Below are 24,145 nucleotides of genomic sequence, written 5' to 3' on the forward strand. Positions count from 1 at the left end.
GGCGGCGCGGGCGGCTGCGGCGGCACGGGCGGCGGCGGCGGCGGCGCGGGCGGGGGATCGTTCGGGCTCTTCGTCATCAATTCGAACGGATTGCTCCTGTCGGGCAATACGATCAAGAGCGCGAAGGGCGGGGCCGGCGGCAGCGGCGGCGCGGGCGCCGCGGGCGGGGCCGGCGGCGGCGGCGGGACGGGCAATGCGGCGTGCACCGCCGAGGTGGGCCAGGGAGGCAATGGCGGCACCGGGGGCAAGGGCGGCAATGGCGGGCATGGCGGCGGCGGCTCGGGAGGCCCGTCGTTTGCCGTGTATCGCGTCAACAGCAACCTGGTCTCGGTCATGGGCAACACGCTCACCCCCGGCACCGGCGGCGCGGGCGGCACCTCGCCTGGTAACGCGGGCGTCGCGGGCGCGTCGGGGCAGGTCTTGTGAGAAGAGCTCCGGGTTTACGATCGGCGCGCGTGCGCCCGAGGGAGGTGGCCGTGTCCATTCGTTCGTTGTCTGCGATATCGCTCGTCGCCGTGATCCTCTGCGGCGCCGGGTGCAACAAGCCCGACCCGGCGGCCGGCGAGGCGAAGCCCGAGGCCAGGGCAGGCGCCGAAGGGAAGGCCGCGCCGGGGCAAAAGGCCGCGGGGGAGGGCGCGGCGGCGCCGTCGGGCGGCGGCAAGGACATGGATGCGGCGAAGGCGCTGCTCGAACCGTTCCTGAAGCCGGGCGCGGATCACGCGGCGCTCACGAAGCAGCTCGAGCCGACGACCGAGGATTACAAGGCCGTGTTCAAGGACGACGCGGCGACCAAGCTTGAAGCGCATTACAAGAAGATGTGGGCCGACCCGAACGCGGCCATCAAACCGAACGAGGGACAAACCCAGCTCCTCCTGTATTCGGCGACGACGGAGGAGATCGCGGCGGGCCAGGGCGACGGCCCGAATTTCCCCGGCGGCTACAAGAAGGCCGTCGAGGCCATGAAGCCGGGCGTCCGTTGGTATCGGTTCAAGTTCGTCAAGCCCGGCGAGACGCTCGGCATGGCGTTCGACGGCCTCACGTACGTGAATGGCAAATGGCGCTTCTTCCCGAAGCCGTGGCGCGGGCTCGAGGGAACCTGACGCGCCGGGAAAACCTCAATCTAGATCCGAGAGCAGCGTCTCCGCCGTGAGTTTGTCCGCGGCGAGCCCGCCGAAGTACCGCATGAGGCCCACCTCCTCGTAGCGCGGCATGATCCGCGAGGAGAGCAGGCCGATCTCGCGCAGGTTCGGCACGAGGCGGCTGAACATCACGGTCCGGAACTCCTCCATCCCCTTCGACCGGTACACCACGTTTCGCCATTCGGCGCGCGTCATCCGGCCCTCGAACCACTCCTCGTAGACCTCGTAGGCAGCGAAGCGGTTGCGCATGAGCAGCGCGACCTCGAACGCCCAGTCCTCGCGCTCCTGCCGCTCCCGCGCCGTCAGGTGCTTCGTGAAATGCTCGCGCAGCGCGCAGACGCCGTAATGCACGTGCCGCGCCTCGTCCTGGATGACCATCTTGAGCAGCTCCTTCAGGAGCGGCTCCTTCGTCTGCTTGTAGAGCGTGCTGAACGCGCCGAGCGCGAGGCCCTCGACCATGATCTGCATGCCGAGGAACTTCATGTCCCAGCGGCCGTCCGTCATGAGCGAGTCGATGATCACGAAGAGGTTGTCGTTGATCTGGTAGAGCTTGTTCAGCTTCGTATCGAGGTAACGGTTGAAGACCTCGACGTGGCGGCCCTCGTCCATCACCTGCGTGGCGCCGTAGAGCTTGCCGTCGAAGAACTGCACGGCCTCGGTCACCTGCGCGGCCGCGAAGAGCGCGCCCTGCTCGCCGTGCAAGAACTGGCTCAGCATCCAGGCGCACATGCTGTAGCCGAGCTCCGCCCGCTCCTCCTTGTCGAGCTTGATGCCGAGCTCCTCGATGTATTCGAACGAGAGGAACTCCTCGGGGATGAGCGGGCGCTCGGGATCGAGCGGATCGACGCTCGTGTTCCAGGGCAGGTCGTCGCCGTTCCACTGGCCGACCTTGGCGCGGCGATAGAGGTCCGCCATCTCGGGCTGATCGCTCGGGTAGCTCCAGTTGAAATGGGCCGTGTGCGCCGCGGGCATGTCGGTCGGCGTGCCTTGTTTGCCCCGGTGCAGGAGCAGGCCCCGCACGCCCGAGGGGCCGAGCGCGCCGAGCACCTTGGGATCTTTCACCGAGAGGAGGACCTCGAACGCCTCGAAATACGCGTCGATCTGCGATTGCATTCTCGGCGGGAGGAACCTCGTGAGCCGGCTCGTGTCGAACATCGTATGTCTCCTCCGAAAACCGTTGGGCCTCAAAGCGTCGCGAGGAAGTTCCTCGCCAGGGCGTCGTGGTAGCGGACCAGGAAGGCGTTGATGAGCGGCAACGCCCGCTCGACCATGGTGGCGGCTTGCTCGGGCGAGAGCGAGGAGAGGCGCTCGGCGAGCAGCTTCGCCTCGCGGGCGAAGAGCGCGCCCATGGCCTCCTCGTACATCAGGATGTCGCGCGCCGAAAAACCGATCGACTCGTCGAAGCCGATGCGCCGGAACTCGGCGAACGTCTCCAGGATCCACGTGTCATCGCTCGCGACGACGAGGCGCGCGCGCCCCGAGGCGTCGTGCTCCTCCGCGGCCGCGATGAGCCCGAGCTCGACCATGTGCTCGAGATCTTTCCGGGAGAGGCCGAGCTTCTGGATGAGCTCGTGGGCGTCCGCCGTCGTGGGTTTGTCCGCGCGCGCGCCGAGCGTGGCGCTGAGGCGCGCCTTCACCTCGTGGACGAACCTGCGCTGCGCCGGGCTGAAGGCCTCATCGCGCTCCTCGAGCAGGGCCTTGATCGCGCGCAGCGGGAGGAAGCGCTCGTGCTGGAGCTTGCGCACGAGCAGGATGCGGGCGAGGTGCTCCTCGCCGTAATACGCCATGTTGCGGCCGGTCTTGTGCCCCTCCGGCACGAGGCCCTGCTGGATGTAGAAATGAACGACCTGCCGCGGCAAACCCGTCCGCTCGCAGAGGTCTTTCATGCGATACGGATAGGCCTCCCGGTCCACGCTCGCGGGCTTCGCGCGCGCGGGCTCCTTGCTCTCGACCGCGGCGTCCATCACGGGACTTCCACCGCGCACGGCGCCGCCGCGCGGGACACGCACGCGAGCACGAACCCCTGATTTTTCTCCTCCTCGTTGAGGCAATTCGGCTCCTCGCTCGTCACGTTCCCCGAGAGGAGCTTCACTTTGCACACGCCGCACCCGCCCATCGTACACGAGAAAGGCATGGGCAGGGACGCGGCGAGGCCCGCTTCGAGCAGGGTTTGTCCGGGGGCGGCGGTGACGGTCTTCGCGCGTCCGCGGACGCGGATCTCGATCGGGGCGGAGGCCGCGGGGAGCGCGGGCGCCGTGCGGCGCGCGGGGGCGGAGAATCGTTCTTCGTGGATGCGGGCAGGATCAACGCCGCGGGCGAGGAGCGCTTCCCGCGCCGCGGCCATCATCGGCTCGGGCCCGCAGACGTAATAGGCGGTCGCGTCGGCATCGAGGCCCGAGGACGCGGCGATCGCGTCGAGCTCGCGCGTGACGTTGTCGCGATCGAGCAGGCCCGTGCGTCCCGTGAAACCCGCGGGCGGCTCGGAGAGCACGTGGCGGAGCGTGAAGCGATCCGCGTGGGCTTCGGCGAGGGATTCGAGCGCCTCGCGGAAGATGATGTCGCGCTCGCCCCGGTTTCCATAGACGAGCGTGACGCGCGCTCCGGGCTCGCGGGCGAGCGTGGTCCGCGTGATCGAGGCGAGCGGCGTGATGCCGCTGCCGCCCGCGAGGAGCACGAGATGCCTTCGCGCGGCGGGATCCGGCGTCACCGTGAAGCTGCCCGAGGGACCGAGCACATCGAGGATGTCCCCTTCCGTGATCGCATCATTCAGGTGGTTCGAAGCGCGCCCGCCGGGCATTCGTTTGATCGTGATCGTCACCTCGGCGGCGGCGCCGTCTTCGTCGGGCACGCTCGAGATCGAATAGGCGCGACGGAGCACGTCGCCGCTCGCGAGCGTGACGAGCACGGTGAAGAACTGGCCGGGCACGAAGGCGATGCGGCGGCCCTCGGGATCGGTGAGGGAGAGCGAGACGGCGTCCGGGGTCTCGCGCACGACGCGCGTGACGCGGAGCCTCCGCGGCGTGATGCCGGCGCTCGGCGTGGGCGAAGGCGTCACGGCGATGAGGTGCCGGGCGAGCGGCTTGCGGACGGCGTAGGGCGCGGGGCGGACGCCGGTGAGATCGTTCAGGACCGTGCGTACGTCACGCACGAGCGCTTCGAGCCGGACGACGATCGTGGCGGGCAGGAGGTCCGCGGGGCCCCCGCTCTTGCGCGCCTCGGCCTGCTTCTGGGCCTTGTCGAGCTCCATGGCTCGCTTCTACCGGCTGGACTGCGAAGTGTCAAGTGTCACTTGACACTGTGCGCTCCGCGCGACGGTTCAGGGGCATCCGTCGTTGGGGATGCCGTCGCAGTCGTCGTCCTCGGCACGAAATCGACGAGATGACGAGAAGAACAGGAAATACAAGCGATTGATGGTTCATGGTCGTAACATCGGCGAGGGTTCGTCGGCGGGGCGAGTTGTCGTCCTGCCGCGACCATGCTTTCCTCGCTACCGTGAGCTACCTGTTCGTCGCGTACCTGTACGACAAACGTCGCTGCTCGGCGAAGGCCCTCATGGAACCGTGGGCCGACGCGGAGCCGGGCTTCGCGGGCGAGAGCCTCGTGCGCGTGGCCGTGAGCCCGCGCGTCGAGGCGGTGTTCTACTTCCCGGGGAACTTCCGGCTCAAATCACAGGCATTCTCGTTCGGCTGCGAGGTGTTCCTCGTGGACGACTGGGCCGCGGCGCCGGCCGAGGCGCTTCGGAAGGCAGGAGCGCGCGATTGGCAATACGTGGCGTGGGCGTCGTCGGACATGAGCGACTACGACGTCGCCATGCGCTTCACGCCGGACGGCTTCGAGGGCCGCGCGATGATCGACGGGGAAGGGGAGCGCGTCGCGCTCGATCAAGGCGTCCTCCGGACGTACGAAAAAAAGACGATCGCGGCGTCGCCGCAGGAGCTCGGCTTCGGCGTCGCGGGCAGCGGGGCGTTCGACGAGCAGGCCTTCGAGCGCGCGCTCGTGGAGCGGGAAGAGCCTTTTCGGCCGGGCCTGCTCGTGCACGACACGCTCGGCGTAACACGCGGCAAGGTGATCGACGCGCTCGACAACGTGGCCGAGGGGCAAGGCGAGGTGCTTTGGCCCAAGGGTGGACCCGTGGACACGCAACCCCTTCGTCGCGCGATCGCAGAGGCCGGGGCTCCGATCGTGCCCACGCTGCCGCTCTGGTCGCATCTGCGCGACGGAGCGACGAAGGCCGCAGGCAGGAAGACGACGAAGAAGGGCCGGAAGAAACCGGTCTGATTCAGGGGGTCGGGCCGAAATGGCGCTCGGCGGCGACGAACGTCGAGCCGGCGACGCGGAAGGGCATGGGCATCACGTCCGCGGGCATGGGCGCGCGGAGGAGCGATTCGGGCAAGGCGTACGTCCGGTCGACCACGCGCACGGACACGGGCGCGCCGGGCGCGACGTCAATCGAGGCTTCGATGCCCTCCGCGGGCAAACCCTGGAACGTGAAACCCCAGGGCTCGGCGGTCGTCGCTCGAAAGCCGCTCGGCTCGTCCACGCGGCGCCCGTCGATCGTCCCGCCGCGAAGGGGCGCCTCCGAGGTGACGGAGACGAGGACGAACGGCGCGCTTCGGCCCGAGCGAATTCGAAAGCGGAGCGTGCGGATCCCGTCGTGGATCGTATCGCCGAGGGATTCGAGCTGGGGAGGCGAGAGGTCGAGCGGCGGCGCCTCGGCCTCGTGCCGGAGCGTGCCCTGGTCGGGGAGGGAGAATCGAGCGGCGCGGCGCGTGGCCTCGGGGATGTGCAAGGCCGTCCAGGGCGACGGCTTTTCCTCGGTCGTCGTCCACACGGCTTCGCGGCGATCGGCGTCGAGGGCGTAGGCGAGGCACGCAGGGCGCGGGCGCGCGGGAGAAAATGGGTTTGTCGCGACGGCCAGGCCGAGCGTGACCATGAACGCCGCCGCGAGGCCGAGGGCGGGTTTTCGAGAGGCGCCCACGCCGAGGACTTCGAGCAGCGGGGCAAAAAGGCCCGCGAGGAGGACGACGATGGCGACGGCCGGCGCGGCGCGCGGTAAGCCGAGGGCGATCAAAAGAAGATAAGGGACGGGGACGACGAGGACGAGCGCGGGGAGCGCGGAGAGCAAGAGCCAGAGGCCACTCGGCGGCGATTCCGGCGAGGGGCGCCGTTGCCACACGAGCAGGCCCGCGAGTGACGCGGCGAGCGGGAGGGCAAAAAGAAAGCTCGCCCCGGGCACGAGCGCGGCCGTGGCGAGGGCGAGGAGGAGCCAGGCCGAAGCCGCGCCGAGCGCGAGTTCGAAAGGGGAGAGGCGTGCCCGGAAAAACCGATATGCGGCGGCATACACGGCGACGCCGAGCAGGGCGAGGGCGACGCGGGCGAGGCCTGGATCGAAGGGATCGCCGCGGAAAGCGCCCCACGCGGGTGCGACGGCGCGGAGCGCGGCGACGATGCCGATGGCCAGCGCGGCCGCGACCACGAGCGACGCGAGGAGCGCGCCAAGCCCGGCGAGCACGCGAGCGGGGCGCGCCTGCCCGCGCCGCACGGCGAACAGGAGCGCGAGGACGAACAGCGCCGCGGGGATCATCGCCATCGGCAGCGCCCACGCGCGGCCGTACACGACGAGGCCGAGGCCCGGGACGTCGAAATAAATGACAGGCTCGGCCGGGAGGGTCGCGAGATCGATTTCGCCAAAGCGTCGCGCGAGGGCGAGCGCGAGCGTCCCCGCTTGCGCGAGGGTACGCCGGTCGAGGTGCGCCGGATCGTCGACGGGCGCGTGGTAATGGGCAGCTCCGTCGGCGAACGCGAAATTCATCCCGGGAACGCCGGCCTGGCGAAAGGGGAAAAAATCGGTCTGGTGGCCGAGGCGGCGCGCGACCTCGGGGAAGAGGGACGAGGCCACCGGATCGGGCGCGGCGTCCGCGAAATGCCGCACGAGCGCGCCGGCGCCGGCGCTCGTCTCGACGAGCCCGACGGGCCCGCGCGTGCCACGCGCGTCGAAATTCAGCACGAGGCCGACGTCGCGGAACGATGGGTGCTCGTGGACGAACACGTTCCCGCCGAGGACGCCGGCCTCCTCGGCGTCCGTGAAAAGGAAGATCACGTCGTTGCGGAGCGCGGGGCCCTCGCGGAGGGCGCGGGCCGTCTCCAGCAAGACCGCGACGCCGCTCGCGTCGTCGGCCGCGCCGGGCGCATTCGGCACGGAGTCGTAATGGGCGACGAGCGCGAGCGCCGGGCCATGCTCGCGCCCGGGCAAACGCGCGACGAGGTTCTCGACGCGGGCGGCGTCGTAGGGCACGCCCCAGTGCGTGCCGAGCGCCGTGGCGCGTTGCACCTCCACGGAAATGCCGAGGCGGGTGAGCTCGTCGCGAATGAGCTCCCGCGCGGCGTCGTGGCCCGGGGTGCCCGGAGGACGCGGCGCCGCGGCGAGGTGGGCGACATGGGCCGCGGCGCGATCGACGGAAAACGTTTGCGGCGCGGCGCTCGCCGGAGGGTCTTTCGGGACGAACCCCGCGATCCGCAGGGCGACGATCGCGAGCAGGGCGAGCACGAGCGCGGCACGAGGGGCCGCCGGCGGCATCGTCATCGGGTCGTCTTCGGGTACCCGAAGTCCAGGAGGGTCGGCATGTTCCGAGTGGACTACCTCCGATGTTTCGGCACGTCGATTGAATTTTTGGTCACAAGGGCGAACGGCAGGCGTCTATCCTGTGCGCTCCTCGGCGCTCCCAGGAGGTCGTTCGTGTCGCCTGCCGTTTCTCTCGCCCGCACTTCGCCGCTCGTCCTCGCGCTTCTGGCCTCGTCCGCGTGTTCGATGGACGAGAAGAAGGCGGCCCCGACGCCCCCGCCGCTCGCCGCGCCTGCTACCGCGCCCGCGCCTTCGAGCGGGGGCGAGGAGCCGGACGCGCGCGCGGAGTTCATCCGATCGCGCTACACGAAATACGAATACCGCATTCCCATGCGCGACGGCGCGCGTCTGTTCACGGCGGTGTACGTGCCGAACGACGCGACCGCGTCACGGAAGTATCCGTTCCTCATGATGCGCACGCCTTACTCCGTGGCGCCGTATGGGGCCGATCGGTACTCCAAGCGTTTCTTCACGGAAGGCTTCGAGAAGGAGGGCTTCATCTTCGTGCTTCAGGACGTGCGCGGCCGCTACATGTCCGAGGGCGAGTTCGTGAACGTGCGCCCGCACCTCGACAAGAAAGGGCCAAAGGACATCGACGAGAGCACGGATACGTACGACACGCTCGAGTGGCTGACGAAGAACGTGGCCGGGAACAACGGGCGCGCGGGCATGCTCGGGGTGTCGTATCCGGGGTTTTATGCGTCGGCCGGCGCGATCGACGGCCACCCCTCCTTGAAGGCGGTCTCGCCGCAGGCGCCGATCGGGGACTGGTTCCGCGGCGATGACATGCACCGGCACGGCGCCTTCAATTTGCAGCTCGGCTTCCATTTCTTCGCGTCGTTCGACAAACCGCGGCCGAAGCCGAAGGAGGACAGCGAGGACGATTGGGACGGGTTTGATTACGGGACGCCCGACGCGTATCGGTTTTTCCTCTCCGCGGGGCCGCTGTCCGAGGCCGAAGCGAAGCATTTCAAGGGCGAGCGCCCGTTCTTCCGCGAGATCGTGGCGCACCCGAACTACGACGCGTTCTGGCAGGCCCGGAACATCCTGCCGCACCTGCGCAACATCAAGGCCGCGATGCTCGTCGTGGGAGGGTTCTTCGATACGGAGGATCTCTACGGGCCGCTCGCCACGTACCGCGCGATCGAGGCGCAAAACCCGGGCGCGAAGAATTCGCTCGTGATGGGGCCGTGGAAGCACGGGGGCTGGTACCACGGCAAAGGGGACAAACTCGGCGACGCGGAGTTCGGGTTCCAGACGTCGATCGTGTTCCAGGATCTCGAGCTCGCGTTCTTCAAGCACCACCTGAAGGACGGGCCGGATCCGGACCTCGCCGAGGCGTTCGTCTTCGAGGTGGGCGCCAATCGCTTCCGGAGGTTCGACGCCTGGCCCCCGCGCGAGGCGAAGAAGGGGCGCCTCTACCTGCAAGGGAGCGGCGCGCTTTCGTTCGAGCCGCCGAAGAACGCGGAGGCCGAGAGCGACGAATACGTGAGCGACCCGGACAAACCCGTGCCGTACACCCAGGAGATGGCGAACAACTGGTCGTCGAGCTACATGGCCGAAGATCAGCGCTTCGCGTCGCGCCGGCCCGACGTGATCGAATATCGGTCGGAGCCGCTCGAGCGGGACGTCACGCTCGCGGGCCCACTCGAAGCCGAGCTCTGGGTGAGCACGACGGGGACCGACGCGGACTGGGTCGTGAAGCTCATCGACGAGAACCCAGGAAAGATGCCGGGGTTCACGAAGGAAGATCGGTGGGCGGGCAAGAAGGACCGGGGCGGCCAGCAGACCCTCGTGCGCGGCGAGCCGTTCCGCGGCCGGTTCCGCGAGAGCTACGAGGCGCCGAAGCCGTTCGTCCCGGGCGAGCCGACGAAGGTGAAGTTCGCGGTGAACGACGTGTTCCACACGTTCAAGCGGGGGCACCGGATCGTGATCCAGGTGCAATCGACGTGGTTCCCGTTCATCGATCGAAACCCGCAGAAATTCGTGCCGAACATCTTCGAGGCCAAACCGGGCGATTTCACGAAGGCGACGCACCGGGTGTATCGGTCACAAGCGATGCCGAGCGCGCTGGAAGTGACGATCCTCCCGGCGCTTACCGAGTAGGTTTTTCTTCGCACCTCCAACGTTCTCCGGTACGCTCACGGCCCACCCGCGATGACCACGATGAACCCCACCGACGCGTCCGCCGAGCCCGCTGCCCCGACGGAAAACACGCCCGCGAAGGACCCCGAGCAACAATGGCTCGATACGGTCTACCGCAAAGGGGAAAAACAGCTCACGCCGCGCGCGGTCGTCGCCGGGATGCTCATCGGCGGCGTGATGTGTTTGTCCAACCTCTACGTCTTTTTCAAGACGGGCTGGAGCCTCGGGGTCACGCTGACGGCTTGCATCCTCGCGTTCGCCCTCTTCGAGCTTCTTCGCGCGGCGAGGCTGACGAAGAGCGAGTTTTCGATCCTGGAGAACAACGCGATGGGCTCGGTCGCGTCCGCGGCCGGGTACATGACGGGCGGCGGGAACATGGCGGCGTTCGGCGCGCTGCTCATGGTCACGACGACGCGGCCGAGCGCGCTCTGGCTGATGCTGTGGTTCGGCGTGATCGCAGCGATGGGCGTGTTCGCGGCGATCCCGATCAAGCGGCAGCTCATCAACAAGGAGGCGCTCGCATTCCCGACGGGGACCGCGACGGCCGAGACGCTGCGTTCGATGCACGAGGCGGCGCACCACGGAGACGCGGGCGCAGAAGGCGCGGGCGCCGGCAAGGAGAAGGCGCGGCTGCTCGGGATCGCGGGGCTCATGGGCGCGCTGCTCGCGTTTCTGCGTGACGCGAAGGCGGCGTGGATCCCGTTCAACCTGCCAGGATCGATCGCGCTGCCCTTCCAGATCGCGGGGCGCGCGGCGAAGGACTGGACGATCACGCTGAACTGCGAGCTCGTGCTGGTCGGCGCGGGCGCGCTCATGAGCTTCCGTACGGCCTGGTCGCTGCTGCTCTCGGGGATGGCCGGGTACGCGATCCTCGCGCCGCGGCTCGCCGAGGAGCACGCGATCAAAGAGGTGAGCTACAAGGCGATCGTCGGGTGGACGCTCTGGCCAGGCGCCGCGATCCTCGTGGCCTCGGGACTGACGAGCTTTTTTCTCGATTACAAGAGCATCGTCCGCTCGTTCCGCGGTTTGTCGGGGATATTCAAGCGCGGCGCGAAATCCGAGAAAGAGGAGCCCATCGCGGAGGTGGAGTGCCCGCCCTGGTGGTTCCCCGCGGGGTTCGCCGTGCTCGCGCCGATCGTGATCCTCTTGATGGGTTTCTTGTTCCACATCCCGCTCTGGGCCGGGATCATCGCGGTGCCGCTCGCGGTCGTGATGGGGTTCGTCGCGGCGCGCGTGACGGGCGAGACGGACGTGACGCCGACGAAGGCGCTCGGGCCGGTGACGCAGGCGGTCTACGGGCTGCTTTCGCCCGGAAACCTCGCCGGCAACATCATGAGCGCGAACGTGACGGGCGGGGTCGGGCTGCATTCGGCAGATTTGCTGACCGACCTGAAGAGCGGGTGGCTGCTCGGCGCGAGCCCGCGGCAGCAGCTCAAAGGGCAGCTCTTCGGCGTGGTGGCCGGGGCGCTCGTCGTGGTGCCGGCCTTCTGGCTCATCATGCCGGACCCGTCCGTGCTCGGCAGCGAGGAGTGGCCCGCGCCGTCGTGCCTCGTGTGGGCCGGCGTCTCCAAGGCATTCGCAGGCGGGCTCGGTGGATTGCCCCCGGGGGCGGGCCGGGCAATGGTGATCGGCCTTCTGCTCGGCGTCGTGCTCGCGCTCGCGGAGCGATTCGCGCCGAAGAAGCTGCTGCCGTTCGTGCCTTCGCCGGCGGGCCTCGGGATCGCGCTCGTGATCCCGGCGAGCAACGCGATCGCGATGTTCATCGGGGCGACGATCGCGCACGTGCTGCGCAAGACGAAGCCGGCGCTCGGCGAGCGGGTGACGGTGCCGGTGTCGAGCGGGTGGATCGCGGGCGAGAGCTTGATGGGAATCGCGATCAAGCTGCTGGTGGTGGCCGGCGTGCTGCAGAAGTAGGGGCGCTCGGACGGCCGAACGAGGGAATGCGAATCAGCCCACGGGGACGAGGTCGATCCGGCCGAGCTCCTCGTGGACGGCCGCGACGGTCGCCTGGATGCGGTCGCCCACGGCGAACCGCTGTCCATGGCTGTGGCCAAGGAGGGCCTGCGCGGCGAGGTCGGTGCGGAAAGGGCCGCCGGGGAGCGCTTCCATCGCAATGGAGCCCACCGCGCCCGTGCCCGCGATCTGCACGAGGAGGCCAAACGGCTTGATCGCGATGACGTTGCCCGAGACCTCCTCGCCGAGGCGGCCGGCATAAAGGCGCGCGACGAGCATGCGGTGGCGCTCGGCCTCGGCCTTGCCCGCGTTCAGCGAGGAGCGGTCGCAGTCGGCCGCGAGGACGGCGAGCCCGGCGCGGATGTCCTCGTAATCGCGGTGGCCTTCGAGGTAACCCTTCAAGATGCGGTGCACGACGAGGTCGGCGTACCTGCGGATCGGCGAGGTGAAATGCAGGTAGAGCGGCGCGCCGAGGCCGAAATGAGGGCCGGGATCGGGCGTGTACCGCGCCGGGCCGAGGGCCTGTCCGAGGACGGTGCGGATCGCGGGCTCGAAGCGGGCGCCGGCGATCTGCGCCTCGAACGCGGCGAGCGAGCGGGCCGAGAGGCGAGGGCCGAAGCCAGCCTCGATGCCGAAGTTGTGCGCGAGCTGCGCGAGCGTGCGGACGCGCTCGGGCGAAGGTTCGTCGTGGACGCGGAAGATGCCGGGGAGGCCACGCGCGACGAGCCACTCGGCGACGGCCTCGTTCGCCGCGACCATGAGCCGCTCGACGAGCCTGTGCGCGGGCGTCTCGCGGCGCGCCTCGATCGCGGTCGGCTCGCCCGTGCGCTCGTCGAGCTCGATGCGCGCCTCCTCGCGCGCGAGGTTCACCCCACCCCGCGCGGCGCGAACGGCACCGAGGCGCGCGACCGCGGTGCGGAGCCAGCGGAGCGTGCTCTCGACGGCATGCGGGACGCCGTCGGCGTGGCCCTCGGCGAGGAACGTGTCGACGGCGTCGTACGTGAGGCGCGCGCGCGAGCGGATGAGGCTCTCGTAGACGTCGACCGAGGTGATGCGACCCTCGGGATCGATGCGCAGCTCGGCCGTGAGCGCGGGCCTGTCCTCGCCCTCGACGAGGCTCGCGGCGCGCGACGAGATGGCCTCGGGGAGCATCGGCAGCACGCGGCCCGCGAGGTAGACGCTCGTGCCGCGCAGGCGCGCCTCGCGATCGAGGGCCGAGCGCTCGGGGACGAACACGTCGACGTCGGCGATGGAGACGAGCACGCGGAGCGCGCCGCTCGCGTCGGCCGGGTACGCCGCGAGCGCGTCGTCGATGTCGCGCGTCGAGGCCGCGTCGATGGTCACGGTCGGCACGTTCCGGAGATCGCGCCGACGCTCCATCGGGATCGGCCGCGTGGACGCTTCCTCGGCGGCGCGATCGAGGGTCTCGGCGAAGACCGCGCGGAGCCCGTGCCGCGCGATGCAACGCTCGACGCCGAGATCGGCGCCCTCGGGGACGACACGCGCGACGACGAGGCGATCACCCGAGACTTCGGCCACGACGTGCGTGCCTTCGGCGAGCTCGCTCGTGGTGTCGAGGGGCCAGTCCGTGTTCGCCACGGAGCGATCGATGCGCAGGTACCGTTTGCCGCCGCGGAGGACGACGCTGCCGAAGACCTCGGCGCGGGCGCGGCTGACGAGCGCGAGCTCGCTCGCGAAGAAGCGGCCACTCGCGTCCGACGTGATCCGCGCGCTCACGACGTCGCCGTCGAGGAACGGATTCAGATCGGGGGGAGCGATGAACGCGCTCGGGTCTGGGGCGGAGGGCGTCGTCGGGCGACCTTGCGCCCCAGGCGTCGACGAGCTGGCTGTCGAGCCCTCGACGACGAGGAAGCCGAACCCACGTGGATGAACGGAGATGCGACCGCGCGTCTTGCCGTCGTTCATGTGGCGTCGGGACCGTCGCTCTTGGCTTGTTCACGGCGCCACTGGAGCTGCATCTCGATCTCCTCGAGGTCGCCTTCGGCCTCGTGCTCGACCGAGAGCTCGGCGTCGTTCGGGACCGTGACCCGCACGCCGCCGACCTGGACGCGGAACGGCTCGCCTCGCTCGACCGCGTCGGCGACGCGGCGAAGCAGCGCGACGAACTCGTCCCTCGTGCGGATGCGCGTGACGTCTCTCGCCATGGCGCGGAGGATAATCGGCTCCTCGTCGCGATGTCCACGGCCGAGAGGGGGACGCGGGCGCGTCCCCCTTGGGACAGATGTGCTAGTGTCCGGCCCCCTCAGGAAAACGGAATGGAAGCGAAATCCGAGGTGATTCAGCGGCTCGAAGCGAAGGCGAACCGCGCCTTTCCGCACGTGCTCGCCGCGCGTGACCTCTCCGCGCGGACGCTCGGCAGGCTGCGCGAGCTCCTTCATGGGCACGATCCGGAGGACGCGAGCATCGTCGTCTTCGGTTCGTTCGCCCGCGGCGAGTACACGCCCGGCAGCGACATCGACTGGACGCTGCTCGTCGACGGGCGCGCGGACCGGGTCCACTTCGAGGAGGCCGTCGCGATCACGCGTATCCTGGACGAGGCGAAGTTCCAGCCGCCGAGCCCGTTCGGCGTCTTCGACAACGTGTCCTTCAGCCACCCCTTGCTGCACCTCATCGGCGGCCACGACGACACGAACCGCAACACCACGCAGCGCATCTTGCTCCTGCTCGAGTCGATCGCGATCGGCCAGCGAGAGGCGCTCGATCGGGTCGTCGATCTCGTGCTGCACCGCTACGTCTCCGACGACCGTGGTCTTTTGTTCTCCAAGCGTTCGAAGCTCGTGCCGCGTGTCCTCCTGAACGACATCATCCGGTACTGGCGCACGATCACCGTCGACTTCGTGAACAAGCAAGGTTTCAAGGGCGGCTGGGCGCTGCGCAACATCAAGCTGCGCATGAGCCGGAAGCTGCTCTTCGCGAGCGGGATGCTGGCGTGCTTCTCGCTCGAGCTCTTCGGCAAGGGCGAGTTCCGGCGCGGCGAGGGCGGCCTGGATCCAGCGCGTGTCGTCCGCTACCTCCGCGAGCGTCTTCGCCTCTCGCCGTTCGAGCAGATGTGCGAGGTGCTGCTCCGGCCCACGATCTCCGTCGAGACGGCGCAGAAGGTGATGGGCTCGTACGACGCCTTCATGGAGATCCTCTCCGACGAGGACAAACGCCGGCACCTCTCGGATCTGCCGTTCGAAGCCTTCAATCAAGACGCGCTCTGGAAGGAAGCGACGAGCCTGACGTACACGTTCCAGGACGGGCTCGATCAGGTCTTCTTTCTGGAGGACGACGAGATCGCGGGCCTCGTGCGGCAGTTCGGCGTTTTCTGATCGGGGCCGTGGTTGCGCGGGCGGCGGGCGCGGAGTAACCACACCGCCTTGCCATGTCGGCTCCAAACGAACGGCACACGCACAGAGGTCTGACCATCACGGCCCTCGTGCTGTGCCTCGCCATGGCCGCGCTCGAGGCCACCGTCGTGGCCACCGCGATGCCCACCGTCACGGGGGATCTCGGCGGCATCCAGTACTATTCGTGGGTCACGAACGCCTACCTGATCCTGTCGGCGATCACGGTCCCCATCTTCGGCAAGCTCGCGGATCTGCACGGCCGAAAGCCCATCTTGCTCGCGGGGATCGCCATCTTCCTCCTGGGTTCGGCGGCGAGCGGCGCGGCGCGGTCGATGCCCGCGCTCATCGTGTCCCGCGCGATCCAGGGGCTCGGCGCCGGCGCCATGCAGCCGATGCCGATCACGATCATCGCGGACATCTTCCGCATCGAGGAGCGAGCGAAGCTGCAAGGCTTCTTCGGCGCGGCGTGGGGATTCTTCGGGCTCGTCGGGCCGATCATCGGCGGCCTCATCGTCGAGAACGTCTCCTGGCGCTGGGTCTTCTACATGAACCTGCCCTTCGGCGTGGCGGCCGCGGGCCTGCTCGTGACGGCCTTGCACGAGCGCGTGGAGCGGAAGAAGCACCGCCTCGATCTCGCCGGGGCGGGCCTGCTCGCGAGCTTCGTGACGACGCTGCTCCTCGCGAGCTCCGGCGTGCACGGCTCGGCCCGGTGGAAGTTCATCCTCGCCACCGTGCTGTCGCTCGTGGCCTTCCTCGTCGTCGAGCGGCGCGCCGAGGAGCCGCTCCTGCCGCTGTCGCTCTTCACGCGCCGGGTGATGGCGCTCTCGTCCGCGATGGGCGCGATCATCGGAGGAGCGATGATCGCGATCCTCACGTACGTGCCCCTGTTCATCCAGGGCGTGCGCGGCGGGACGCCGACCCAGGCGGGCAGCTCGATCACGCCCATGCTCGTCACGTGGCCGATCGCGAGCTTCATCGCCGGCAGGCTCCTGCCGAGGGTAGGCTTCCGCGCGCTCGTTCGCCTCGGGATGGGCTGCACCGGGGCGGCCGCGGTCGCGTTGCCCTTGCTCGCCGAGCAAGGGCCCCTCGCGCTCCGCGTGGTGACTGGGCTCTTCGGGTTCGGGATGGGCTGCGCCAACACGGCGCTCATGATCGCGGTGCAGACCTCGGTGCGCTGGGAGCAGCGTGGCATCGCGACCGCGAGCACGATGTTCTTCCGGACGATCGGCGGCGCCGTCGCGGTGGGCGTGATGGGGGGCGTGATCGTCGCGGCGCTCGCGAAGGACGCGACGATCCCGAAGGACGCGGCGAGCCGCGCGCTGTCCCCGGAGGGGATGTCCACGCTCGGACCCGAGGTCGTGCAGCGGATCTCCGGCCTGCTCGACGCGGGCCTCGGGACGGTCTTCTGGATCATCGCGGGGCTCGGGATCACGGCGTTCGTCGCGGCCCTGTTTTTCCCGGACGTGGCCATGGTGGAGCCCACGGCGAAGCAGATGTCCGCACCTCCGGCGCACTGATCGTTTGTCGTCAAAACGAAGGAGGCGCGCTCAGGGAGCGGGCACCGTCGCCGGGATCCGCCGGGACCGCGGCTGGATCTTCTTCACGCGCGGATCCGGGGTGAGATCGAGCCCGAAGGCGATGCCGAGGCTCGCGCGTGCGTCGTGCAGGGCGGCGAGCTCGAGCGCGGGAGGGACGAGGCGGTAGCTGCCTTCGAGGAAGAGGGAGATGGGCTCGTCGTTGATGGCGAGGATCGTCCGCTCGACGCGGCCGTAGCCGAGCGCGCCGAGCTTCCACGTGCGCTCGCTGGTCCAGTGCGGGGTGACCTCGGCGCGGGTGTCGAGCGAGAGGAGCCCGTCCTGCGTCTCGAAGCGGAAACGGAGCGATCCGGCCGTGCCGGGGGCGACGCGGTGCACGAGGCGCGGGCGCGCGATCGAGCCCTCGGGGCCGGTGCCGCGCTGCGGGCCGTAGACGTCGAGGTCGTACCGCACGCCCACGCCGATCTCGAGGCTGCGGCCGGGATGGTTGGAGCGCCAAGGATCGAGGAAGGCGGTCGCGCGCGCGACAGAGACGCGGAGGAACGGGATGGCCCCGCCGTCCGCGGCGCCCGTGGGCAGGGCCCGTGGGACGGTGACGCGGCCGATCTCGCCGTCGAAGCCGATGTCGAAGGGGAAGGGGATGCTGAGCGGGGGCGAGGACGGCAGGACGATGCGCGGCGCGAGGTCGTGGCGGTGCGCGGCGGCGCCGTAGAGGACGGCGTCGAACGAGGGCATGTCCCCGAACGGGCGGGCGAAGGGCGCGACGAAGCCCGAGAGGACGCGCTGATCGAATTGCCATTCGACGCGCGAGGGACCCTCGCCGAAAGCATAACGGCGGCGCACGGAGATGCCGGCGTGGAGCTCGAGCGCAGGCGTGATCCGGCCGTTCTCCTTGCGCGCGCCGGAGGCGGCGGCGCCGAGGCGGATGCGGCTCTCGGGATCGAAACGAACGCGGAACGTGCGGCCCTTGGGCGAATGACGAAAGTCGTCCGACGCTCGGGGGCTGCGCTCGGACAAGCCGAGCTCCGCCCCCGAACCCCCCTCGTCCGCCACGGCCATGGGCGCGGTGGTCATGGCCATCGCGGCGATCGCGGCGGTGAGGGAGCGTCGGATCACGGATCCTCGAAGGCGGGCATCGGCTCGAAGACGCGCGGCGGGGCGCCGAAGGACATGCGCAGGCCCGCGAAGAAGCGGAGCTCGACGGCCCGCACGTCACGCACGAAATCGTTCTGCGTGCGGCCCTCGGCCACGAGGCGGGCCGAGATCGGCTGGTCGTTGATCGCGACGAGCACGCCCTCGTACGCGAGCGAGCCCGCGAGGCGGTTGACGCTCTCGCCCGTGAGATCACCGGAGACGATGGTGGGGCGGCGGAACGTGAGGTCGCTGAAGAGATAATGCAGGCCGCCTTTGCCGAGGGTGATGCGCGACTCGATCGCGGCCGTGGGGCCGATGAAGTAATTGCCCGATTTGCCGGAGACGATCTTCCGATCCTGCCAGTGCGCGCCGAAGTCGCCGCCGATTTCGAGGCGGAGGTGGCTGTACATGTCGTCGGATTGCCAGGGGTTCCAGGCGACGTGGAACTCGCCGAACTCCATGTCGAGGGCGTCGCGGAAGGAAGGCTGGCGATCGAGGACGGAGAGGACGCGGAAGCCGAAGCCCATGCGCGGCAGGATCGGGTGGACGTCGGGCTCGCCGAGGAAGGTGCTGAGCCAGAAGAGCGGGCGCCTGTGCTCGTGCTGGTAATCGTAGGAGAGGAGCGTGCCGCGGAGCTCGAGGTCGGCGAAGGTCGCGCTGCCTTCGAGCAGGCGGAGGTCGTGCCGCGCGCGCCGACGCGGCGAGAGAAAACTGAGGTGGATGCCGATTTCGGCGTTCGCCCGGGCAAACGGGAAGCCCTCGGGGATGGCGAAGCCGCGGCTCGATTGCAGGGTGGGGGCCCAGCCGACGCCGATGTAGAAGCGGTTCAGGAGGTCGAATTTGACCTGAAACGCCCGGCCGCTCTCGCCGCGCGCATACCCGGGCGGCGCCTCGGCGACCGCGGGGACGATGCGGGCGCGGCGCGCGAGCTGTCGATATTCGTCGTCGCTGTGGGCCGAGCAGGGCAGGACCTTGTCGAGCGGATCGCCGATGCCGACCATCTCGCCGGGCGCGGCGAGGCACGTCTCTCCTTTGGCGTCCTGCGTGCATTGGACGCGGAGCGTCTTGCCCTCCTTGAGATGGTAACAGCTCACGGGCTGGTCCCAGCGGAGCGCGGGCGGGGCGTCGTCCGCCGCGGCAGGCGCCGCGAACGCGAGGAGCGGGGCGGTGAGCAGCGCGGAGAGCAAGAGGCGTCGAGGAGGTGATCGCACGGTGTGACCTCGTGGCGAAGGCGCCGGCGCGCGAAAAAGAGATCGCGGCATCCAGCAAGCTATCACGGGAGGTGCACGCGTCGTGCCGGCACGAGGGCAGGGAAGGGATCGCTGGCCTGTCCGTTCCGAAAGTGCAGAACATCGACGACGGCCGCCCGAAATTCGACACGTGCCTGCGAAGCGGCAGACGCGGCCGTGCGTGGGATCCTGGCGACGCGGCTGCGCACATGCGCGCGGTGCCTTTGCCGACGTTGAGCGCGCCGGGCTGTCCTTGGTAGATTCGCGCGATGATGAAGACCTTCCGATCCTTGGCTCGACGGGCAAACCCATTCCACGCGGCCGCGGCCCTCGCGGCGCTCTCCCTCGCGGGGTGCAGCGACGATCCGGCACAACCCCAGCCGCCGTCCCCGTGCGTGGGCGACACGTGCAATCCCCCTTCGCAATGCGTGCCGGCGATGGACTTCGAAGGGCTCGAAGGCGGGCTCACGGGGACGCTGCGCACGTTCTACAACGCCAGCGGCGGCGGGGGACTCGCGCACATCACGTACTGGGGCCTCAAGGCAGGGACGCCTGAATTCGACGATCTTCCGGCCGAGGAGCAAGCGAAGGTCAAGAAGATGCAGGCGAGCCTCCTGCATTCGCTGAAGCTCGCGCCGAAGGACGAAGTGACCGGCGTCGAGGTCACGGGCACGCTGACGGTGACCGAAGGCGGGGTCACGCGGACGCAGGAGATCGTGCTGAAGGTCCCGAACGATTGGAACGGCAAGCTCGTGGTGGCAGGGACGCCCGGGACGCGCAGCGAATTCGCGAACGAGGGGACGATCGTTCCCTGGGTGCTGAGGCGCGGCTATGCGTACGTGGCCGGGAACAAGGGAATGACGAACGGCGGGGTCGACGGGAACGCGACGCTGCTCACGAAGACGCATCCGACGCAGCACTGGGGCGCGATGATGCTGGATCTCGCGGAGTGGGCCGCGACGTCGCTCGAAATCGTGACGTGCAAAGTGCCGACGCACGTGTATGCGGTGGGCCTGTCGAACGGCGGCTACCAGGTGCGGCGCGCGCTGGAGATCGATCACGAGCGCGCGAAGGCCGGCGGAAAGCGTATCTTCGCCGGCGGGCTCGACTGGTCGGGCGCGTACTGGCCCGACGCGCGGGTGCTCGACGACGACAAGAACGGGACGGTGACGCCCGCCGAGTATGCCGCGGCAAACCACCTCGTGAGCTCGAACGAGCGCGCAGCGCTCGCGATGAAGTGGGCCTACGATCCGGCGACGCTCTCGACGCCGGCCGCATATACGGAAATGCCGCCGTTCTCGGGGGCGCAGGACGCGATGATCGCCGCGGGCTTCGGCGCGCCGTCAGCGACGATCTGGGGCGCCTACAACACGGCGTTCGATTCCCTCAAGGCGTCGCTACCGCAATTCAAGGGGATCGGGTACTACAACTTCACGGCCTATTACTTCAAGGCAGAGCTGCTCGGCCACGATCTGGCCGGGAGCGCGGCATACAGCTGCTTCCCGCCGAACGAGATGGATCCGCCGCCGTTCTACGCATTCCTGGCCTCGGCGCCGGACGCCGGCTGGACAGAGGAGAGCGTGTCGTATGCCCTGAAGAACGCGAACACGGGCGAGTTCTCGGCGCCGCTCGTGAGCATTCACGGCGACGCAGACGGGCTGCTCGGGGTGATCTCGAACGCGGAGGCCTACCGCGACGCGGTGACCGCCTACGGCGATCCGGACATGTACCGGCTCTACGTCGTGGCCGGCGGCGGCCACGTGGACCTGCACTCGGACGGGGTGCTCGATTTCGATTTCGACGGCACGCCAGCCGAGGAGGGCGCACAGGACGCATTCACGATCCTGCAGCCCTACGCCGAGCGCGCCTTCGACGCCCTGGTGGAGTGGGCCGAAAAAGGAACCGCGCCGCCGCCAAGCAAGACCGTGGCGGCAGACCCGAAGAACGACCAGCTCGACGCGTCGAAGATCGAGCTCTGACGAGAGTTCTCAGGAGGGCCGCTCGGGCGCATCCGCCCCGAGCCGGCCCCGCTGGCGCCGCGCCTGCATGCGCCGGAACTTCTCCCGCAAGTGATAAAGCGTCTCCAAGAGCGCGCCCAGGAACTCGAGCGCCTCTTTCGCATCCTGATGCGAAGCCTTCGGATCCGTGGGCAAGACGCCGACGTCGCCGAGGAACCGCAGCTCCTCGCCCCAGCGGCAAAGCTCCTCGCTGATGAGGCCCTTCGTGTAGAGTGCGCGCAAGCCGTCGAGGAAACGCTCGTGATCAGGCGCGAACTCACGCACCACGACCTCGAGCGTGCGCCGCGCCATGACCGCCGTGGCCATCCACGCGCCAGCCGCCTCGCAACGGAGCGTCTCCTGGTACGACTCCATCACGCGCGGCGGGAGCTCAAAATCGATCGGACGGAGCACCGAAGGCCAGAGCTGCCGCGGCTCCGCAGCAGCACCGTCGGTTTCGTGCTCGTATTCGACGAGCCCCACGCGGTTGCAGCGGGCGCAATGGCCGAAGACATAGTCCTTCGAGGTCCCGTCCTGCTGCTGGTAACTGTGCTCGCCTTGGTGCACGAGCTGCACCTGCATGCGACACGCCTGGCAATAGAAGCTCGAGCTGCGCTGCGTCGACATGGTGACTCCTCGAGACGGTGGATCCCCACTCTCCCACGCACGCCAGCCGGGGGCAATGACCATTCCGTGCCCAGCGCTGAGCATTGGTCTCATCGAGGAGGCGCCGCGCCGGGGCGCTGCCCCGGGCCCCGCGGGGGCTGTTCGCCCCTCGACCTGAACCAGGGCCAGCCCTGGACCATTTGGGGAAGAACTGCGCGGTGCGCAGTTCTTCCCACAGGCCGGTGGCAGCGCGTTGCCGATGGAACCGTCAGCGCTGCCGTCTTGGCTGGCACGGTCGCTCGCAGTCTTGATTCGGCCCGTTCGATGAACTGCGCGGAGCGCAGTTCATCGACCCCGAGTCCAGCGCTTGCGCTGGTCCGGGTCCAGGGGCGGACAGCCCCGGTGGGGCCTGGGGCAAAGCCCCAGCGAAGCGCTCCCCGATGAAACCAATGCGCCGCGCCCAGGCGGCTCCGCGACTACTCGCCTTCCGGCTTCGCGTCTTCGTACTTCGGGGCGAGCGGAGCGCTTTGCCCCTTGGGGTCGAGCAGCTCGAAGGTATTGACGCAGAGGCCGAGGGGGACGACCCACACGTCCCATACGTCGAGCGGCGCCATTCCGATGAGTGCGAAGAGACGATTGCCGTCCTCGAACATCGTGATGCGCAGCCTGAGCTTGCCGAAATCGCTCGCCTGCATTGCGACCGCGTCCACGGCCCAGCCGAAGGGGAACTTGTTGAGCTTCATGCGCTCGAGCGCGAGCTGCTGGAGATAACATTGCCGCTCCAGCCATTCGGCCACGTTGCCCTTCTTCGGCGCGGGGCGGACGCCGACCGTGAAGAGGATCGGCGGGAGCATTTCTTTCGCCGCGCTGAAGAGCGCGAGCGGCACGAATTCGGATTCCTTGGAGAAGTCGATCTTGTCGATCGGCGCGGGCTGCTGGTACCAGCCGTCCGGCAAGAGAATGCTGAAATCGAGATCCGAGCGAGGCTGCCGGACCGTGACGGTGATGCAATCCTTCAGCTCTTCCTCGTTCGGGAAGACACCTTGGGTCGGGAGATCCGGATCGTCGAGCGCCATGTCGAGCTCTTCCTTGCTGGGACCGAGTCTAGCACCTTCGTCACAACGGATCGTCGAATACGAAGAGGTGCGCGAGGCCCTCGCCGTCGACGGCGATCGTGCGGTCATCGAACAAGCGGGGCGTGCCGAAGACCTCGTCTGGCTCGGCGAGGGCGGCGAAGGTCTCGCGCTTGACGTCGAGCAGGACGAAGCGGCTCGTCCCGAGGCGCTCCTCGTCGCCGGGCTTTTCCGTGCGGAAGAAGGCGATGGAGCGGGCGGAGGGCGTGAATACGGGCGTCCGCGGCGGGTCGAGGTAGCTGCTCTCGTAGAGCACGTGCCCTTCGCCTTCGAGGCGCGGGACGACGATGAGCGCGGTCTTCTCCTGCTCTTCGTGCACGCAGAAGAGGCCGAGCGTCGCGCCCTTGGGCGACCAGAAGGGCAAGACGTGGACGTTCGCGCCGGGGATCTCCGTCAGGATCGAGGAGGTCACGACCGCGTTTTTCTCACGCCTGACGAGCCATACCTCGGAGATGTCCTCGCCGTCGCGCCCGGCCGTGTATGCGATGTGCCCGCCGTCGGGGGAGACCACGACTTCCGCGGGGAACGAGGGATCGGCGTCGTCCTCGAAGGGGCCGAGCTCGCGCGGCTCCTCTTCGTCGAGCGCGTACCGGAGCAGCGATTTGCGATAGGGGTCCGCGACGAGGATGGCTCCGCCGCCGGGGGTCCAGCCAAATCCGGTCCCGTCCACGCGCCGGATCTCGCCCGGCGTATTGGCGTTGGCCCAGCCGACGGTGCCGCGGCCACCGAAGAGCGGCGCGACGCGATACGCGATGTGCGCGCCGTCGGGCGAAAAGACGAGATCCTCGACGCGGCCGGGCTTGAACGGCACGAGGAGCCGGGCCGAGAGGGCATTGTTGATTTCGCCGATCCAGATTCCGGTTTGTCCCTCGGGTCCGTCCTCGCGGACGAACGCGACGCGATGGCCCGAGGGCGCGAGCCGGCAGAGCCGCAGGACGGCGTCGCTGGGCACGGGCGCGTGGTGCGTGCGGTGCTGGTAGCGGAGTCCGGCTAGTTGGGTGGCCATGCCGTGAGATATCCGTTGAGCTCGTGCAGGCGTTCGATGAAATCAGCGAGGTCCGCATCGTGCGCCGGCTCGAGCTCGCGGACGGCGAGGAGGCCGATCGTGATGGAGTCTCGCTCGTCCTCGGTGGGCGTGCGGCCGCCGGCCGTCATCGATTGCATCGCATCGAGCTGCCGGGCGATGGATTCGTACGTGGCCGAGCGCGGGGCTTGCTGGAAGCGCGCCTCCGCCTCGGTCCGCGTTCGTGCGAGGACTTCGAGAAACTCCTTCCGGCTGCTGAGCGGACGATTCATGCGGGA

General features: G+C 69.0%; 19 protein-coding genes and 1 pseudogene. 8 read left to right on the forward strand and 12 right to left on the reverse strand.

The window, feature by feature from the left end; genetic code table 11:
• Positions 1 to 426 (forward strand): annotated as a pseudogene (locus QHF85_RS38065) (hypothetical protein); the annotation flags it as partial.
• A 50-nt stretch (positions 427 to 476) separates the two neighbouring features.
• Positions 477 to 1,100: a hypothetical protein gene (locus tag QHF85_RS38070; protein ID WP_281332331.1), complete on the forward strand. Its 624-nt coding sequence runs from the start codon at positions 477 to 479 to the stop codon at positions 1,098 to 1,100.
• A 15-nt stretch (positions 1,101 to 1,115) separates the two neighbouring features.
• Here QHF85_RS38070 and QHF85_RS38075 read toward each other — a convergent pair whose 3' ends face one another.
• From QHF85_RS38075 to QHF85_RS38085, 3 genes are read right to left on the reverse strand one after another with little or no spacing between them, the layout of a single operon-like run.
• Positions 1,116 to 2,294, reverse strand: a complete 1,179-nt coding sequence (locus QHF85_RS38075; RefSeq protein WP_281332332.1) for a ferritin-like domain-containing protein — start codon at positions 2,292 to 2,294, stop codon at positions 1,116 to 1,118.
• Positions 2,295 to 2,323: 29 nt separating this feature from the next.
• The gene (locus tag QHF85_RS38080; protein ID WP_281332387.1) at positions 2,324 to 3,103 is read right to left on the reverse strand and encodes a MerR family transcriptional regulator; all 780 of its coding nucleotides are present in this window, start codon (positions 3,101 to 3,103) and stop codon (positions 2,324 to 2,326) included.
• Positions 3,103 to 4,386, reverse strand: coding sequence for a ferredoxin--NADP reductase (locus QHF85_RS38085; protein WP_281332333.1), 1,284 nt, complete (start codon positions 4,384 to 4,386; stop codon positions 3,103 to 3,105). Before QHF85_RS38085 ends, QHF85_RS38080 begins: the two co-directional genes overlap by 1 nt.
• Positions 4,387 to 4,631: 245 nt before the next feature.
• Between QHF85_RS38085 and QHF85_RS38090 the strand changes: the two genes are divergently transcribed.
• Positions 4,632 to 5,417, forward strand: a complete 786-nt coding sequence (locus QHF85_RS38090) for a hypothetical protein (protein ID WP_281332334.1) — start codon at positions 4,632 to 4,634, stop codon at positions 5,415 to 5,417.
• A 1-nt stretch (position 5,418) separates the two neighbouring features.
• Here the strand turns inward: QHF85_RS38090 and QHF85_RS38095 are convergent, their stop codons facing one another.
• On the reverse strand, positions 5,419 to 7,722 hold the full coding sequence (locus tag QHF85_RS38095) for a M20/M25/M40 family metallo-hydrolase (protein WP_281332335.1): 2,304 nt from the start codon (positions 7,720 to 7,722) through the stop codon (positions 5,419 to 5,421).
• Between the two features lie 225 nt (positions 7,723 to 7,947).
• Here QHF85_RS38095 and QHF85_RS38100 point away from each other — a divergent pair, with 225 nt between their 5' ends.
• Both QHF85_RS38100 and QHF85_RS38105 read left to right on the forward strand, forming a co-directional pair.
• Positions 7,948 to 9,867 (forward strand): CocE/NonD family hydrolase, encoded by a 1,920-nt coding sequence (locus tag QHF85_RS38100; protein WP_348652794.1) that lies wholly within the window; start codon positions 7,948 to 7,950, stop codon positions 9,865 to 9,867.
• Between the two features lie 60 nt (positions 9,868 to 9,927).
• Positions 9,928 to 11,820, forward strand: coding sequence for an OPT family oligopeptide transporter (locus QHF85_RS38105; protein WP_281332337.1), 1,893 nt, complete (start codon positions 9,928 to 9,930; stop codon positions 11,818 to 11,820).
• 33 nt (positions 11,821 to 11,853) lie between these two features.
• Here the strand turns inward: QHF85_RS38105 and QHF85_RS38110 are convergent, their stop codons facing one another.
• Both QHF85_RS38110 and QHF85_RS38115 read right to left on the reverse strand, forming a co-directional pair.
• Positions 11,854 to 13,785: a ribonuclease R family protein gene (locus tag QHF85_RS38110; RefSeq protein WP_281332338.1), complete on the reverse strand. Its 1,932-nt coding sequence runs from the start codon at positions 13,783 to 13,785 to the stop codon at positions 11,854 to 11,856.
• On the reverse strand, positions 13,782 to 14,024 hold the full coding sequence (locus QHF85_RS38115; RefSeq protein ID WP_281332339.1) for an amphi-Trp domain-containing protein: 243 nt from the start codon (positions 14,022 to 14,024) through the stop codon (positions 13,782 to 13,784). The genes QHF85_RS38110 and QHF85_RS38115 overlap by 4 nt, the downstream gene beginning before the upstream one ends.
• A 111-nt stretch (positions 14,025 to 14,135) precedes the next feature.
• Between QHF85_RS38115 and QHF85_RS38120 the strand changes: the two genes are divergently transcribed.
• A complete protein-coding gene (locus QHF85_RS38120) occupies positions 14,136 to 15,191 on the forward strand; it encodes a nucleotidyltransferase domain-containing protein (RefSeq protein ID WP_281332340.1) in 1,056 nt (351 codons plus the stop codon).
• A gap of 53 nt (positions 15,192 to 15,244) precedes the next feature.
• Positions 15,245 to 16,726 (forward strand): MDR family MFS transporter, encoded by a 1,482-nt coding sequence (locus tag QHF85_RS38125; protein WP_281332341.1) that lies wholly within the window; start codon positions 15,245 to 15,247, stop codon positions 16,724 to 16,726.
• Between the two features lie 30 nt (positions 16,727 to 16,756).
• Here QHF85_RS38125 and QHF85_RS38130 read toward each other — a convergent pair whose 3' ends face one another.
• Both QHF85_RS38130 and QHF85_RS38135 read right to left on the reverse strand, forming a co-directional pair.
• On the reverse strand, positions 16,757 to 17,860 hold the full coding sequence (locus QHF85_RS38130) for a hypothetical protein (RefSeq protein WP_281332342.1): 1,104 nt from the start codon (positions 17,858 to 17,860) through the stop codon (positions 16,757 to 16,759).
• Positions 17,857 to 19,089 carry a hypothetical protein gene (locus tag QHF85_RS38135; protein WP_281332343.1) on the reverse strand — a complete coding sequence of 411 codons (1,233 nt, stop codon included), beginning with the start codon at positions 19,087 to 19,089 and terminating at the stop codon, positions 17,857 to 17,859. The genes QHF85_RS38130 and QHF85_RS38135 overlap by 4 nt, the downstream gene beginning before the upstream one ends.
• A 287-nt stretch (positions 19,090 to 19,376) precedes the next feature.
• Here QHF85_RS38135 and QHF85_RS38140 point away from each other — a divergent pair, with 287 nt between their 5' ends.
• Entirely contained in the window at positions 19,377 to 21,086 is a 1,710-nt protein-coding gene (locus QHF85_RS38140; RefSeq protein WP_281332344.1) for an alpha/beta hydrolase domain-containing protein, read from the forward strand.
• Between the two features lie 9 nt (positions 21,087 to 21,095).
• On the opposite strand, the gene QHF85_RS38145 is transcribed toward QHF85_RS38140, so the two are convergent.
• The 4 genes from QHF85_RS38145 to QHF85_RS38160 form a co-directional block, all read right to left on the reverse strand.
• Complete coding sequence (locus tag QHF85_RS38145; protein ID WP_281332345.1) at positions 21,096 to 21,731, reverse strand: DUF4145 domain-containing protein; 636 nt, start codon at positions 21,729 to 21,731, stop codon at positions 21,096 to 21,098.
• Between the two features lie 455 nt (positions 21,732 to 22,186).
• A complete protein-coding gene (locus tag QHF85_RS38150) occupies positions 22,187 to 22,786 on the reverse strand; it encodes a hypothetical protein (RefSeq protein WP_281332346.1) in 600 nt (199 codons plus the stop codon).
• A 40-nt stretch (positions 22,787 to 22,826) separates the two neighbouring features.
• Positions 22,827 to 23,849, reverse strand: a complete 1,023-nt coding sequence (locus QHF85_RS38155) for a hypothetical protein (protein WP_281332347.1) — start codon at positions 23,847 to 23,849, stop codon at positions 22,827 to 22,829.
• A complete protein-coding gene (locus QHF85_RS38160; protein WP_281332348.1) occupies positions 23,834 to 24,139 on the reverse strand; it encodes an immunity protein Tsi6 family protein in 306 nt (101 codons plus the stop codon). The genes QHF85_RS38155 and QHF85_RS38160 overlap by 16 nt, the downstream gene beginning before the upstream one ends.
• Positions 24,140 to 24,145 lie beyond the last annotated feature (6 nt).

Origin of the sequence: Polyangium sp. 6x1 (assembly GCF_029946515.1) — a bacterium.
In the GTDB taxonomy this organism is placed as follows: domain Bacteria; phylum Myxococcota_A; class Polyangia; order Polyangiales; family Polyangiaceae; genus Polyangium.

Bases quoted from the DNA above. Each gene is read 5' to 3' on its own strand.
- QHF85_RS38075 (WP_281332332.1), bottom strand. From the start codon at position 2,294: ATGTTCGACACGAGCCGGCTCACGAGGTTCCTCCCGCCGAGAATGCAA.
- QHF85_RS38080 (WP_281332387.1), bottom strand. From the start codon at position 3,103: ATGGACGCCGCGGTCGAGAGCAAGGAGCCCGCGCGCGCGAAGCCCGCG.
- QHF85_RS38085 (WP_281332333.1), bottom strand. From the start codon at position 4,386: ATGGAGCTCGACAAGGCCCAGAAGCAGGCCGAGGCGCGCAAGAGCGGG.
- QHF85_RS38095 (WP_281332335.1), bottom strand. From the start codon at position 7,722: ATGACGATGCCGCCGGCGGCCCCTCGTGCCGCGCTCGTGCTCGCCCTG.
- QHF85_RS38100 (WP_348652794.1), top strand. From the start codon at position 7,948: ATGGACGAGAAGAAGGCGGCCCCGACGCCCCCGCCGCTCGCCGCGCCT.
- QHF85_RS38105 (WP_281332337.1), top strand. From the start codon at position 9,928: ATGAACCCCACCGACGCGTCCGCCGAGCCCGCTGCCCCGACGGAAAAC.
- QHF85_RS38110 (WP_281332338.1), bottom strand. From the start codon at position 13,785: ATGAACGACGGCAAGACGCGCGGTCGCATCTCCGTTCATCCACGTGGG.
- QHF85_RS38115 (WP_281332339.1), bottom strand. From the start codon at position 14,024: ATGGCGAGAGACGTCACGCGCATCCGCACGAGGGACGAGTTCGTCGCG.
- QHF85_RS38120 (WP_281332340.1), top strand. From the start codon at position 14,136: ATGGAAGCGAAATCCGAGGTGATTCAGCGGCTCGAAGCGAAGGCGAAC.
- QHF85_RS38125 (WP_281332341.1), top strand. From the start codon at position 15,245: ATGTCGGCTCCAAACGAACGGCACACGCACAGAGGTCTGACCATCACG.
- QHF85_RS38140 (WP_281332344.1), top strand. From the start codon at position 19,377: ATGATGAAGACCTTCCGATCCTTGGCTCGACGGGCAAACCCATTCCAC.
- QHF85_RS38145 (WP_281332345.1), bottom strand. From the start codon at position 21,731: ATGTCGACGCAGCGCAGCTCGAGCTTCTATTGCCAGGCGTGTCGCATG.
- QHF85_RS38150 (WP_281332346.1), bottom strand. From the start codon at position 22,786: ATGGCGCTCGACGATCCGGATCTCCCGACCCAAGGTGTCTTCCCGAAC.
- QHF85_RS38155 (WP_281332347.1), bottom strand. From the start codon at position 23,849: ATGGCCACCCAACTAGCCGGACTCCGCTACCAGCACCGCACGCACCAC.
- QHF85_RS38160 (WP_281332348.1), bottom strand. From the start codon at position 24,139: ATGAATCGTCCGCTCAGCAGCCGGAAGGAGTTTCTCGAAGTCCTCGCA.